Source organism: Crenobacter oryzisoli, assembly GCF_030385785.1.
In the GTDB taxonomy this organism is placed as follows: Bacteria; Pseudomonadota; Gammaproteobacteria; order Burkholderiales; family Chromobacteriaceae; genus Crenobacter_A; species Crenobacter_A oryzisoli.
The window spans coordinates 1-12,931 of record NZ_JAUEDK010000020.1; the positions used below are offsets into that span (position 1 = coordinate 1).

Consider the following 12,931-nt stretch of genomic DNA (forward strand, 5'->3'; position numbering starts at 1 on the left):
TACCAAGTAACGCTTGAATTCAATACGGCAGCGTCAGTAACAGTGACGATGCTCGGCTTCGACAGTTTGTACAAGTTAATGTCTGGCGGCCATAGCGAGGTGGTCCCACGCCTTCCCATCCCGAACAGGACCGTGAAACGCCTCTGCGCCGATGATAGTGTGGCATTCGCCATGTGAAAGTAGGTCACCGCCAGACTCCCCACACCACAAGCCCAGCTCTCAGAGCTGGGCTTTGTGCTTTGTAGTGACGGAATTTACACGTGTTCCTTCGATGGTTTCCTTTTCTTCGTCGTGCTGGCGTAAGCCTGTCGTGGGCTTGCTGGGAGTTTGGCTGGCTGATGCCGACCGCAGTTGACCTGAGTCATAGTGGGGCTGTAGCCGGTTGTTATGATGGTAGTTTATTCGCCATGAATAACCGCTGGGTTTGCGTGATGGGCTGAGTTCCCGGGTGGTCGAAGTAGGGTGTGTCGGGAAGGTAACTTGGGTGATTGTTTTTGCCTTTTCGGAAGGGTGGGTGCATCCTTGTGGGGTTAAGTGATGCAGGGCATTGCATAATAGAAAATGTGGGGTCAGGATGGCTTTCGAAAATCAGATTATCGAGGTGCGCCAGCTCGAGTGCGGGTTCGAGCCGGCCAGGGGGTTTTTATTGTCGGGTGTTGAAGAGGGGAAGGTGTTGTTTTTCCCGGCTTTCCCATTTTCATTGCAGGCAGACGAGCTGTGCTGGCTAGATCCGGTCATTGCTGACCCCAAGCGTAAAAACATCAGTCTCGATCCTGTGAGTGGTGTGCTGCATGGGGTGCTGGGCGATGCGGCCACGCAGTCGGCGGTGCGTGCGTTGATTCAGCGCTACTTTGAGGCAGCAAACACCCTGATTGAGCAGCTGTTTCCGGAATATCAAGGCCAGTTGCGAGCTGCGCCGACCAGCTTGCGTTTGCATCGTGTGGAGACGCGGAAGAGCTCCTGGCGCAAAGATGATAGCCGCTTGCATGTCGATGCCTTTCCGTCTCGGCCGAACTATGGCGAGCGGATCCTGCGGGTCTTCATGAATATTAATCCTGGTCATGAGCCGCGTGTCTGGCGCGTAGGTGAGCCGTTTGAGGCGGTGGCGGCGCAATTTCTGCCGAAGTTGCCGCGCCAGTTGCCGGGCTCGGCTGCCTTGTTGACGGCGCTGCGCGTGACCAAACGGCGTCGCAGTGAATATGATCACTATATGCTGAAACTGCATGACGCGATGAAGGCGGATCTGGAGTATCAGCGCGGCTGCCGGCAGCAGACCATGCCGTTTCCGCCGGGGTCGGGTTGGATCTGTTTTTCTGACCAGACTTCGCATGCGGTGATGTCGGGCCAGTTTATGCTGGAGCAGACGTTCTTCTTGCCTGTTTCGGGTATGGTGAAGCCGGAGAGGGCTCCATTGGCTGTATTGCAGCAGCAGGCGGGGCGTGCGCTGATTTAGTGGCGATTCATGCGATATGAATGATAATTGGCCGAGCATTTGTTCGGCCAATTTGCTTTTGGTGTGCTTTGTGGTTGTGCGTGGTTTTTTCTTAGGGAAAACGGAAAACGCCGTGAACATTTGTTCACGGCGTTGAATTTGGCTCCCCGACCTGGGCTCGAACCAGGGACCTGCGGATTAACAGTCCGTCGCTCTACCGACTGAGCTATCGGGGAATCGGTGAGTTCCGTACTATACGGATCCGTCTTCGGGCTGTCAACGTCTTTTTTCAAAAAAGCCATGGATTATGAGAGGAATTTTTCTATTTAAATGCTAAGTGATTGCTTTGAAAGTGTTTTCTCTAGCTTGATAAATGGATGGTTCGCCCTTATGTATTGAAGTTTGAGAGAGGGGGCTGTAGTGCCCACTTCGCGATATCGGGATTAAAGGGGGTAACGATGGATAAACTCTGGCAGCAGTGGGCAGTAGAGCATGGCGCAGAACTGGATGAGGCTGGCGTGTTGCACGTAGGTGATGAGCCGGCGCAACGCGAAGCGATCTTTGCTGGGGTGGGTTTTGCCCCGTTGACCGAATGGGCGTTGATTCGCTTTCAAGGTGAGGATGCCTTGGCTTTCCTGCAGGGGCAGCTGTCGAGCGATTTGCGGCTCGTGACGCCGAAGCATAGCCAGTACAGCACCTATTCAAGTGCAAAGGGGCGGATGCAGGCGAATTTCCTCATATGGCAGTACCAGGGGGCCTATTATCTGATGCTGGCAAATGAGCTGGCAGAGACATTGCACAAGCGCCTGTCGATGTTCATTATGCGGGCGAAGGTCAAGGCAGAACTAGTGTCGGATGAGTGGACTCTGATCGGTCTGATCGGTCAGGCGGCTGAAGCGCGAGCCCATGCTCATTTTGCGAATGTACCTAGTGAGCCGCACCAGGTAGTAGTGGCTGATGATGGTGTTCTGCTGCGCTTGCCGAGTGGTGCGCTGCTGTGGGCCCAGGAAGGGAGTAGCAAGGCGGTTGCTGACGGCCTGCTTGAAGTGGCACCGTTAATTGGCTCGTTGCCTTGGCGCTTGCTGGATATCCGAGCCGGGATTCCGTGGCTCGGTAAGGCGACCAGCGAAGAGTTTGTCGCACAGATGGCCAATATGGAGCTGATCGGTGCGGTTAGTTTTAAAAAGGGCTGCTACCCCGGCCAGGAAATTGTGGCGCGTACCCAATACCTTGGGAAGCTCAAGCGGCGCCTCTATCGCGTTGCTACGACCGAGGGTGTCACGAGTGGTGCGCAGTTGATCAGCCCCTCCATGGGTGACCAAGCAATTGGCATGGTGGTTAATGTGGCGCAGGTCAATGAGGGCAATTGGGAGGCTCTGGCCGTGGTGCAGTCGAATTGTTGGGAAAGCGGTGTCTTTGTCAAAGAGCATCCGCATTTGGCATTGCAGCAAATGAACTTGCCGTATTCCCTGGAGTCAGACTCAGCATTGCAATAATATTGGCTTGACCTTTGGAAGTGGGGTTGGCTAAATTGCAATAGCAGCTTCTTTTATCAGGGGAAAAACAATGGATATCTCTCAGCTGGATTATGCCCAACTGGTTGCTTTGAAGGCCGACGTCGAACGTGAAATCAAGGGGCGTGAATCGGAAGAGAAGGCTAAGGCCAAGCGCCAGATCGTTGAGTTGGCCAAAACGTATGGTCTGAGTATCGAGGATGTGCTCAGCAAATCTCAGGGCGTGCGTAAGCCGGTTGAAGCCAAATATCGCAACCCGGATGATGCTTCGATGACTTGGACTGGACGCGGTCGTAAGCCGGTCTGGGTGCTGCAGCATCTGGACGCAGGCAAGTCGCTGGAAGACCTGGCCGTTTAAGTCGTCCTGCCGCTAGTTGTGCCAAAAACAAACCCCGGCGTGTTGCCGGGGTTTGTTTTTGCGTGTTTGGATGGTCGTGCTTGAGCATGGAGTTTGGATGTCAACGACATTGTCTGGGCTGCCTGTCGGTAGTGGCTGCTGCTTCGGTGATGCCCTTTCATCATGTAGTGAAGATGTCCTCACTCGATGACTTCTTTGCTAAGAACCTGTTCACGATCTGCTGCACTCGGGTGATCCTGCGTTGAAATGACGCTCAATATGCTCATGTACCCTGTGTGCACTCCACCTTTTTCCGTCATTTCGCCTTGGCTGGCCCTTTGTTCGCGAGATCGTGAACAGGTTCTAGGAGTCGCTGACAAGAACCTTCCGGCGTTATTGCGCTGCCTTGCCGTACTGTCTGCACTGTCTGCGTCGGCGCGCCTTGCAGCTGACGTGCACTGAGTTTTGTTGGCGGCTCTAAGCGGCGAGATTCGAGTGGACGGCGGGCAAAGAAAAAAGCTGGCTGGAGCCAGCTTTTTTCTTGGGCTGAGAGGACTACTACCGTAGTTGGTTAAGTACGGCGTAAATCGGGGTGAGCAGGGCTTCTCCAAGGCGTAGGCTGCGTTGGCCGTTCCAGCCGTAATCATCGTCCGGCAAGTTCGCGTTGTCCTTGAATGGCATTTCCAGTGTATAGGCTAGGCAGTCGAATTGATTGCCGACGTAGGCGGTGGCCATCGACAGGTCGGCTTGGCCTGCCTCCTTCTTCGCGTAGCCATGCTCGTCCTGGAAGTCCGGGCTTGCCAGCAGCAGGTGGTGTTTGAAGTTCTCTTCCAGTTCGGCAAGTCGTGGCGAGTAGTTCGGGATGCCTTCGTTGCCGGCGACGAAGACATATGGCAGTGCCTCGTCACCATGTATGTCGAGGAACAGGTCGACGCCTGTTTCGTGCATTTTATTGCGTACAGCCAGAACTTCAGGGCTGCGTTCTGCGGTTGGGTTCAGCCACTCGCGATTGAGATTGGCGCCGGCCGCATTGGTGCGCAGATTGCCAAGAATCGAGCCGTCTGGGTTCATGTTGGGCACGATGTAAAAAGTGGCGCGATCAAGCAGGGCGCGCGAGGTCGGGTCCTGCGGGTCGAGAAGGCGCGACAGTAGGCCTTCGATGAGCCATTCGGCCATGGTCTCGCCCGGATGCTGACGAGCGATGATCCAGACCTTCAGGTCGGATTCAACTTCATGACCGATGGTCAGCAGGTTGATGTCGCGGCTCTGTACGCTAGAGCCGAGGTCGGTTACCTGGCAGAGGCCAGAACCCTGGGCCTGACCGATCAGGTTGAGGTGCTGCTCGTTGGAATAGGGCTCGAAGTAGGCATAGTAGATGCTGTTGGCGAGCGGGGTGTGTTCGATGGTCATTACCTGGCCATCGTAGTGGGTGGGTACGCGGAACCAATTGACTCGGTCGTACGATGCCATCGCCTGATAGTCTTGCCAGCCAGCGGGATAAGCGCTCTGGCCGGCGTTGAGGAATTTCATCTGGCAATACTGGTACGCGGCACCTTGCAGCCGGAAGTAGAACCACTGCGCGAAATCTGAAGCGTTGTCCTTGCGGATGTTGAGCTGGATATCGTCGAAGCGCTCGAGGGAGGCGATCTCGATACTGCCGGCGTCAAAGTTGCTGCTGATTTTCATGCGGGTCAACCTATTGGTTCTGTCTACAAGAGACTGGATTCTACTCCCCCTTGCGCGCAAGGCCAAAAAAACGGCCCCTCATGGAGGGGCCGCTTTGGTGCGCGAATGCGAGAGCTTAGGCTGCGCCGTTGGTGCGTCGGGTCGATTTGACCGCTTCGCTGGTGGCGTTGCCGGCTGCGCGCAGGTTGGCTTCGGTCAGCTCGCTGACTTGCTTGGCGGTATTGCTGACGCTGCTGGCAGCGGCGGTGGCCGAGGCCAGCGCCGATTTGAGGCCGTTAACGACCACTTCCGAGCCGGCCGGAGCTTGCTTGGCAAAGTTGTCGAGATTGGAGTGCAGCACTTTGTTCAGCTCGTCCAGATGGGTCTCGGCCAGCTTGGTGAATTCGCTGTGCGTTTGCGACACGATGTCGTAGGCTTGACGCGAGTTGCTGACGGCTTGCTCGACCGACTGGCCAGCGACCTTGTTCAGGTGGTTGAGCGCCTGCTGCGGATCTTTGATGCCGATCAGTTCGCGGGCGTGGGCGACGTTTTCTTCGAGCAGCTGTTTGGACAGTTCGATGTTCAGGCGAACCAGACGTTCGGTCCCTTCCAGCGAGATTTGGGCAAAACGCAGAGCCGACTCGATACCGCTCAGAGACAGCTTGCTCAGGGATTCATTGGTGGCAGTCATTTTGTGACCCTCACGTACGTGGTAAGTTGGCGGGTGGTCGTGAAATTTTGATGTCATTGCGCAGTGCACAATGAGCGATAAATTTAGCATGCAATCTTGCGTGCAACCTAGAAGATTTGCTCTAGAGGGCTGAATCCTGTGATAAATTTGCAACGATGCAGCGCACGATAAAAACGGGAGCGGTAGATGAGTGTGGAGAAGAGGGTTGTCAAAAAATATCCGAACCGTCGGCTGTACGACACGGCGACGAGTTCGTATATCACGTTGGGCGATGTGAAGCAGCTTGTGCTTGATCAGGTGGAGATCCAAGTGATTGATGCCAAGACCAAAGAAGACATCACTCGCAGCGTGTTGTTGCAGATCATCCTCGAAGAAGAGAATGGTGGCAGCCCGATGTTCAGCTATGAGGTACTGACCCAGTTCATCCGTTTCTATGGGCAGGCAATGCAGGGCATGATGGGGCCGTTCCTGGAAAAGAACCTCCAGCTATTTTCGCAACTGCAGCAAAAGATGCAGGAGCAGAGTCGCGCGATCTACGGCGACAACGGCATGTTCAATGCCAAGATGTGGTCGGAGTTCCTCAACTATCAGGGGCCGGCTATGCAGAACATGATGTCGAACTACCTCGATCAGAGCACCCAGCTCTACCTCGACATGCAGACGCGCATGCAGGAGCAGGCCAAGCAGCTGTTCACCGGTTTTGGCTTTCCAGCCTATCCGGGGAGCGACAAGAAGGACGAAGGCAAGGAAGGCTGAACCGACGGATCGTCGTCAGTCTGGCCAATTGACCGCATGAAAAAGGCGACCGGGAGTCGCCTTTTGTTTTGGCGGAGCGGTGGGGAGGCTGAGCGAGAGATGAAAAAAGCGCGACCTTCGGGTCGCGCTTTTTTTCCGCCAATCTTGAGGCTGAAAGGCGGGGTCAGCCGCCGATCTTTTCCTTGCCGCCCAGGTAGGGGCGCAGCACGGACGGCACGGTGACCGTGCCGTCGGCGTTCTGATAGTTCTCCAGTACGGCAACCAGCGCGCGCCCAACGGCCAGACCAGAGCCGTTCAGGGTGTGCAGGTAGCGGTTCTTGCCATCTTCGTCCTTGAAGCGGGCTTTCATGCGGCGGGCCTGGAAGTCTTCGCAGTTGGAGCAGCTGGAGATCTCGCGGTAGGTGTTCTGCGCTGGCAGCCACACTTCCAGGTCGTAGGTCTTGGCCGAGCCGAAGCCCATGTCGCCGGTGCACAGGGTGACGACGCGGTACGGCAGCTCCAGGGCCTTGAGGATATTTTCGGCGTGGCCGACCATTTCTTCCAGCGCGGCGTAGGAGTGGTCCGGGTGCTCGATGCGCACCATCTCGACCTTGTCGAACTGGTGCTGGCGGATCAGGCCGCGGGTGTCGCGACCGTAGGAGCCGGCCTCGGAGCGGAAACACGGCGAGTGCGCGGTCATCTTGATCGGCAGGTCGGCGAGCTTCTGCACGGTGTCGGCTACGGTGTTGGTCAGAGAGATTTCCGAGGTGGAAATCAGGTACTGGTCGACATTGCCTTCCTCGCCACCACGGGTGACCTTGAACATGTCCTCGGCAAATTTCGGCAGCTGACCGGTGCCGTACAGCGCGGAGTCGTTGACGATGTACGGGGTATACATCTCGGTGTAGCCGTGCTGGTTGGTGTGGGTGTTGAGCATGAACTGCGCAAGGGCGCGGTGCAGTTGGGCGATCTCGCCGCGCAGTACGGTGAAGCGCGCGCCGGCCAGCTTGGCGCCGGTTTCTGCGTCGAGCCCCAGCGGGGTGCCGACGTCGACGTGGTCCTTCACTTCGAAGTCGAAGCTCTTCGGCACGCCGACGCGGCGCACTTCGACGTTGCCGGTTTCATCGTTGCCAAGCGGCACCGAAGCGTGCGGCAGGTTGGGGATGGCCATCAGCCAGCTGTCGAGCTTGCTCTGCACCAGTTCGAAGGCGGTCTCGGCGGCCTTGAGTTCGTCGCCGAGGGTGGCTACTTCGGCCATGATTGCGGATACGTCCTCGCCCTTGCGCTTGGCTTCACCGATTTGCTTGGAGGTGGCGTTGCGCTTGGCTTGCAGTTCCTGCATGCGGGTCTGCAGCGCCTTGCGCTCGTTTTCCAGCGCGCTGAACGCGTCGGTGTCCAAGGTGTAGCCGCGGCCGGCCAGGCGGGCGGCGACGCTGTCGATCTCGGTGCGGAGAAGTTGGATGTCGAGCATGTGTCGGGGATCCTAGTTGTTCTAAGTGCTAGTCGTGTTGATTATCGTTGGCGGCGGCATCGAGTTCGCGCAGGAAGGTGAGCTTCTCTGCGATCTTGCTCTCCAGTCCACGTGGCACCGGCTCGTACCAGTGAATGTCTTCCAGGCCGTCCGGCAGATAGGTCTCGCCGGCGGCATAGGCATGCGGTTCGTCGTGGGCGTAGCGGTAGTCGTGGCCGTAACCGAGCTCCTTCATCAGCTTGGTCGGCGCATTGCGCAGATGCACCGGCACCGGCCGCGACTTGTCCTGCGCCACGAAGGCTCGGGCCTGATTATACGCCTTGTATCCTGCATTGCTCTTGGCTGCGATGGCAAGATAGATTGCGGCCTGACCCAGTGCTAGCTCGCCTTCGGGGCTGCCAAGCCGTTCATAGGTGTCGGCGGCGTCGAGCGCCACCCGGGCGGCGCGCGGGTCGGCCAGGCCGATGTCTTCCCAGGCCATGCGGATCAGGCGGCGTGCCAGATAGCGCGGGTCGGCGCCGCCGTCGAGCATGCGGGTCAGCCAGTACAGCGCGCCGTCCGGGTTAGAGCCGCGCACCGACTTGTGTAGCGCGGAGATCTGGTCGTAGAAGGCGTCGCCGCCCTTGTCGAAGCGCCGCGCGTTGATGGTGAGCACCTCGCCGAGGAAGGCAGCGTCGATTCGGCCAACTTTACGCGCCAGCGCGGCGGTGCGTGTTTGCTCCAATAGGTTCAGAAAGCGCCGTGCGTCGCCATCGGCGTAACCGATCAGCGTATCGACGGCGGCATCGTCGAACTCCAAGGTGCCAAGGGTGCCGCCCGATGTTATCCGGGCAAGCAGCTGTTTCAGCTCGTCGTCACTCAGCGCATTGAGTACATAGACTTGGGCGCGCGACAGCAGCGCCGAGTTGACCTCGAACGAGGGGTTCTCGGTAGTGGCGCCGATGAAGGTGAACAGGCCCGATTCAACATAGGGCAGGAAGGCGTCCTGCTGGCTTTTGTTGAAGCGGTGCACCTCGTCGACGAACAGAATGGTCGGGCGGCCGTCGCGCATCAGGGCGGCGTGGGCGCGCTCGACCGCCTCGCGGATGTCCTTTACGCCGGACAGCACCGCTGACAGCGGGATGAACTCGGCATCGAAGCTGTTGGCGAGGATGCGCGCCAGCGTGGTCTTGCCAACGCCGGGCGGGCCCCACAGGATCATCGAGTGTGGCGTCTTGGCCTCAACCGCCAGGCGCAGCGGCTTGCCCGGGCCGATCAGATGCTGCTGGCCGATCACCTCGTCGAGCGTGGTGGGGCGCAGCGCTTCGGCCAACGGTTTTTTCGGCTCGGCGGCAAACAGGTCGCTCATGGATTTACTGGTCGCTCATCACGTCCGCGCCCTTGGGCGGGACGAAGCGGAAATGTTCGGCGGCGATCGCCGGGTTCTTCTTCATGTCGCTGAATGACAGTTTAGTGAGGTTGCCAAAGTTGTCGGTCAACTCCATCGCCACCAGGTTGTTGTCGGTGAAGCCCATGCGAATCGCCTGGAAGCTGTTTTCGCTCTTCTTCGGACTGGCGGCCAGCCACTCGATATTGCCCTGGCGACCGATTTCGCGCAGCAGGTAGTCGTGCTCGATCGCATTGCTGCCGGCCAGCACCGCCGCCGGGCTGCTACCGAGTGCGGCATCGAGCGGCCGGGTGGTGACCTGCGCCAGCTCCTTGTCGTATACCCACAGGCGCTTGCCGTCACCGACGATCAGCTGTTCGTAGGGTTTGGTGTAGTTCCAGCGGAACTTGCCGGGGCGGGAGATCTCCAGCGTACCGCTGGCGCTGTCGGTCTTGCCCTGGTTGGTGACGACCTGGCTGAAGTTGGCCGAAAGGGTCTTGCTGCCGGCGACGAAGGCCTTGAGCTGGGCGATGGCGGCGGCGTTGGCGGTGAGTGGCAGGAGTGCGGCGGCGATCAGGGTCAGCGCGAGTTTTTTCATGAGAATCCCTTCTCGGGGCCTGGCCAAACGGCGGTCCCGGTGCAATGGAGGATGCCTGAGCAGCTCAGGTTCCTGGGGCGGAAAACAAGTCGTGTCGGATTCGACCGAGGAGTTGGTCGCTTGGTTTCCGGTCGAACAGGCTGGTCTGGCGCGGGCATCGGCTACAGCGTCATCTTACCGCGCCGGACAGACTGGCCCAAATCGTGCGTCATGTCTCTTGGTGATGGAAAAGGCCGCGCGTGGCGCGGCCTTGCAGTGCGATGAGTGTAGAGTTTAGCTAAACCGATTGGTGATCGGGTAGCGCCAGTCCTTGCCGAAGCCGCGGTGGGTGATGCGCGGGCCAACAGGCGCCTGGCGGCGCTTGTACTCGTTGATCTTCAACAGGCGCACCACGCGGCGCACATCGGCTTCGGCAAAGCCGTCGGTGATGATCTCTTCGGCCGACATATTGCCCTCGACGTAGCGCGCCATGATCGCGTCGAGCACGTCGTACGGCGGCAGGCTGTCCTGGTCCTTCTGGTCCGGGCGCAGCTCGGCCGACGGCGGGCGGGTGATGATGCGGGTCGGGATGATCTCGGCCTGCTCGTTGCGCCATTCGCACAACTGCACCACCAGCGTCTTGGCCACGTCCTTGAGCACCGCGAAGCCGCCGGCCATGTCGCCGTACAGTGTGCAGTAGCCGGTGGTCATCTCGGACTTGTTTCCGGTGGTCAGCACCAGCTTGCCGGTCTTGTTCGACAGCGCCATCAGCAAGGTGCCGCGGATGCGCGCCTGCAGGTTCTCTTCGGTGGTATCCACGGGTAGGCCAGCGAACGACGGCGCCAGCGCGGACATGAAGCTTTCGTACATCGGCCAAATGGCGATTTCGTCGTATTTGACGTCGAGGCGCTGCACCATGTCGCGCGAGTCGTCGACGCTGATGTCGGCGGTATAGCGCGACGGCATCATCACTGCGTGCACGTTGTCGGCGCCGAGCGCGTCGACCGCCACCGCCAGCGTCAGCGCCGAGTCGATGCCGCCAGACAGGCCGAGCAGCGCGCCCGGGAAGCCGTTCTTACCGATATAGTCGCGCACACCGACGGTCAGCGCGCGGTAGACGCTCTCCACCGGGCCGGGCAGGGTGGCCTTCTTGGCCGGCTGGATGTCGCCGTCGACCACCTCGACGATCAAGAGCTCGTCATCGTAGGCGGCCGCTTGGGCGACCACTTCGCCGGCCTTGTTGACGGCAAACGAGGCGCCGTCGAACACCAGTTCGTCCTGACCGCCGGTCAGGTTCACATAGGCGATCGGCACACCGGTTTCCTCGACGCGGTAGCGCACCACTTCGTGGCGGGTCTCGATCTTGTTGCGATGGAACGGCGAGGCGTTCAGCGTGACGATCAGCTCGGCACCGGCATCGGCTGCTTCGGCCGCAGGCTCAATCGACCAGGCGTCCTCGCAGATCAGCACGCCGATCTTCAAACCGTTCTGCTCAAACACCAGTGGCGCAGCGCCAGGGGTGAAGTAGCGGCACTCGTCGAACACTTCGTCGTTCGGCAGTAGCATCTTGTGGTATTGGCCGAGACGGTTGCCGTCGCGCAGCACGGTGGCGGCGTTGAAGCGCTCGTTGCCGAGCTTGACCGGGTGGCCGATTACCAGCGTGATACCGTCCAGTTCCAGCAGTTCGTCCATCGCCTCGGCGCAGGCACGATAGAAGTGGTCGCGTAGCAGCAGGTCCTCGGGGCTGTAGCCGGTCAGCGCCAGCTCCGGGGTGACCAGCACATCGGCGCCGGCGGCCATGGCCTGATGGGCCAGCGCGAGGATTTTCTGGGTGTTGCCGGCGATGTCGCCGACGATGGGGTTGAACTGGGCAAGCGCGAGTCGCATCTTGAAGGCAGCCGTCGATAACAGAATGGGGCGATTTTACCGCAGCGCGGCGCCCGAAAGGAGTCCAGTTTGAACGTCACCGTCGGCGACAACATCGCGGGTATTTCGGCGCCACAGTGGGATGCGCTGGGCGGAGCGGGCGGCCCGTTCACACGCCATGCCTGGCTGGCAGCGTTGGAAGCGAGCGGCGCGGTGGGGCGTGACACCGGCTGGCAGCCACTGCCGCTGACCGCCGAGCAACACGGCCGGCTGGTGGCCGCAGCCCCCGCTTATCTGAAGAGCCATTCCTGGGGTGAGTACGTGTTCGATTGGTCCTGGGCCGACGCGTTCGAGCGGGCGGGGCTGGCTTATTATCCGAAGCTCTTGGTCGCGGTGCCGTTCACGCCGGTTGAGGGGCCGCGATTGATGGGCGACGTCGGGCTGCTCGCAGCAGCGGCCGAGACGCTGGTCGCTGAGCACCATTTGTCGAGCGCGCACGTGCTGTTCCCGCCCGAGGCGGAGCTGGCCACGTTGGGCGAACGCGGCTGGCTGGTGCGTCATGGCGTGCAATTCCACTGGCAGAACCGGGGCTATCGCGACTTCGCCGACTTTCTCGACGCGCTGACCCGCGACAAGCGCAAGAAGATCCGCCAGGAGCGTCGCCGCGTTGTCGAGGCCGGTGTGACGGTTAGGGTGTTGGAGGGCGCGGCGATCGGTGAGGGTGATTGGGCTGGATTTCATCGCGGCTACGTCAATACCTACCACGAGTATCGTTCCACCCCGTATCTGAGCCTCGATTTCTTTCGGCGTATCGGCGCAACGATGGCCGAACAGCTGGTGTTGTTCGTCGCGGAGCGCAACGGCGAAGCTCTTGCATACAGTCTGTGCGTGCGCGACGGACGGGCGCTGTACGGGCGCTACTGGGGCGCGCTTGCCGACGTGCCTCTGTTGCATTTCGAGCTGTGTTACTACGCCGGGATCGAATACGCGATCGCGGCGGGGCTGGCGGTGTTCGAGGGCGGGGCGCAGGGCGAGCACAAGCAGGCGCGTGGTTTCGAGCCGGAGCGTACCGCGTCGGCGCACTGGATAGGCGAAGCTTCGTTCCGTCAGGCGATCGAGCGTTGGTTGGCTCGTGAGCGTACCAGCGTAGCTGGGTATCTGGCCGAATTGCGCAACCATTCGGCTTACCCAGACGGGGTGACGGAGTCCAGATGAAAAAACATTTCGGAGACGCTTGCCAAGGCGAGGTAGTCCCTTTATACTGCGCAGCCTCTGAC

General features: G+C 59.7%; 11 protein-coding genes, 1 tRNA gene and 1 rRNA gene. 6 read left to right on the top strand and 7 right to left on the bottom strand.

Annotated features, from left to right (window positions below; all coding sequences use genetic code 11):
• Positions 1-81 precede the first annotated feature (81 nt).
• Both rrf and kdoO read left to right on the top strand, forming a co-directional pair.
• Positions 82-196: ribosomal RNA gene (rrf, locus tag QU481_RS12055) — 5S ribosomal RNA — on the top strand.
• A 378-nt stretch (positions 197-574) separates the two neighbouring features.
• On the top strand, positions 575-1,453 hold the full coding sequence (kdoO, locus tag QU481_RS12060; RefSeq protein ID WP_289830267.1) for a Kdo hydroxylase KdoO: 879 nt from the start codon (positions 575-577) through the stop codon (positions 1,451-1,453).
• 139 nt (positions 1,454-1,592) lie between these two features.
• Here the strand turns inward: kdoO and QU481_RS12065 are convergent.
• Positions 1,593-1,668 (bottom strand) — tRNA-Asn (locus tag QU481_RS12065).
• Between the two features lie 222 nt (positions 1,669-1,890).
• Here QU481_RS12065 and ygfZ point away from each other — a divergent pair.
• Together ygfZ and QU481_RS12075 are read left to right on the top strand one after the other, a co-directional pair.
• The gene (gene ygfZ, locus QU481_RS12070; RefSeq protein WP_289830269.1) at positions 1,891-2,928 is read left to right on the top strand and encodes a CAF17-like 4Fe-4S cluster assembly/insertion protein YgfZ; all 1,038 of its coding nucleotides are present in this window, start codon (positions 1,891-1,893) and stop codon (positions 2,926-2,928) included.
• 70 nt (positions 2,929-2,998) lie between these two features.
• A complete protein-coding gene (locus QU481_RS12075; protein WP_289830271.1) occupies positions 2,999-3,304 on the top strand; it encodes an H-NS histone family protein in 306 nt (101 codons plus the stop codon).
• A 537-nt stretch (positions 3,305-3,841) separates the two neighbouring features.
• Here the strand turns inward: QU481_RS12075 and QU481_RS12080 are convergent.
• Positions 3,842-4,969, bottom strand: a complete 1,128-nt coding sequence (locus tag QU481_RS12080; protein ID WP_289830272.1) for a M14 family metallopeptidase — start codon at positions 4,967-4,969, stop codon at positions 3,842-3,844.
• Positions 4,970-5,084: 115 nt separating this feature from the next.
• Positions 5,085-5,639 carry a phasin family protein gene (locus tag QU481_RS12085; RefSeq protein ID WP_289830273.1) on the bottom strand — a complete coding sequence of 185 codons (555 nt, stop codon included), beginning with the start codon at positions 5,637-5,639 and terminating at the stop codon, positions 5,085-5,087.
• A gap of 186 nt (positions 5,640-5,825) precedes the next feature.
• Here QU481_RS12085 and phaR point away from each other — a divergent pair, with 186 nt between their 5' ends.
• On the top strand, positions 5,826-6,395 hold the full coding sequence (phaR, locus tag QU481_RS12090; RefSeq protein WP_289830274.1) for a polyhydroxyalkanoate synthesis repressor PhaR: 570 nt from the start codon (positions 5,826-5,828) through the stop codon (positions 6,393-6,395).
• Between the two features lie 163 nt (positions 6,396-6,558).
• On the opposite strand, the gene serS is transcribed toward phaR, so the two are convergent.
• From serS to QU481_RS12110, 4 genes are all read right to left on the bottom strand, one after another.
• The gene (gene serS / locus QU481_RS12095; protein WP_289830275.1) at positions 6,559-7,845 is read right to left on the bottom strand and encodes a serine--tRNA ligase; all 1,287 of its coding nucleotides are present in this window, start codon (positions 7,843-7,845) and stop codon (positions 6,559-6,561) included.
• A gap of 28 nt (positions 7,846-7,873) precedes the next feature.
• Complete coding sequence (locus tag QU481_RS12100; RefSeq protein ID WP_289830276.1) at positions 7,874-9,193, bottom strand: replication-associated recombination protein A; 1,320 nt, start codon at positions 9,191-9,193, stop codon at positions 7,874-7,876.
• Positions 9,194-9,197: 4 nt separating this feature from the next.
• Positions 9,198-9,809, bottom strand: a complete 612-nt coding sequence (gene lolA / locus QU481_RS12105; protein WP_289830277.1) for an outer membrane lipoprotein periplasmic chaperone LolA — start codon at positions 9,807-9,809, stop codon at positions 9,198-9,200.
• 273 nt (positions 9,810-10,082) lie between these two features.
• Positions 10,083-11,675, bottom strand: coding sequence for an NAD+ synthase (locus QU481_RS12110; RefSeq protein ID WP_289830278.1), 1,593 nt, complete (start codon positions 11,673-11,675; stop codon positions 10,083-10,085).
• Between the two features lie 69 nt (positions 11,676-11,744).
• Here QU481_RS12110 and QU481_RS12115 point away from each other — a divergent pair, with 69 nt between their 5' ends.
• Positions 11,745-12,869, top strand: a complete 1,125-nt coding sequence (locus QU481_RS12115) for a GNAT family N-acetyltransferase (protein WP_289830279.1) — start codon at positions 11,745-11,747, stop codon at positions 12,867-12,869.
• Positions 12,870-12,931 lie beyond the last annotated feature (62 nt).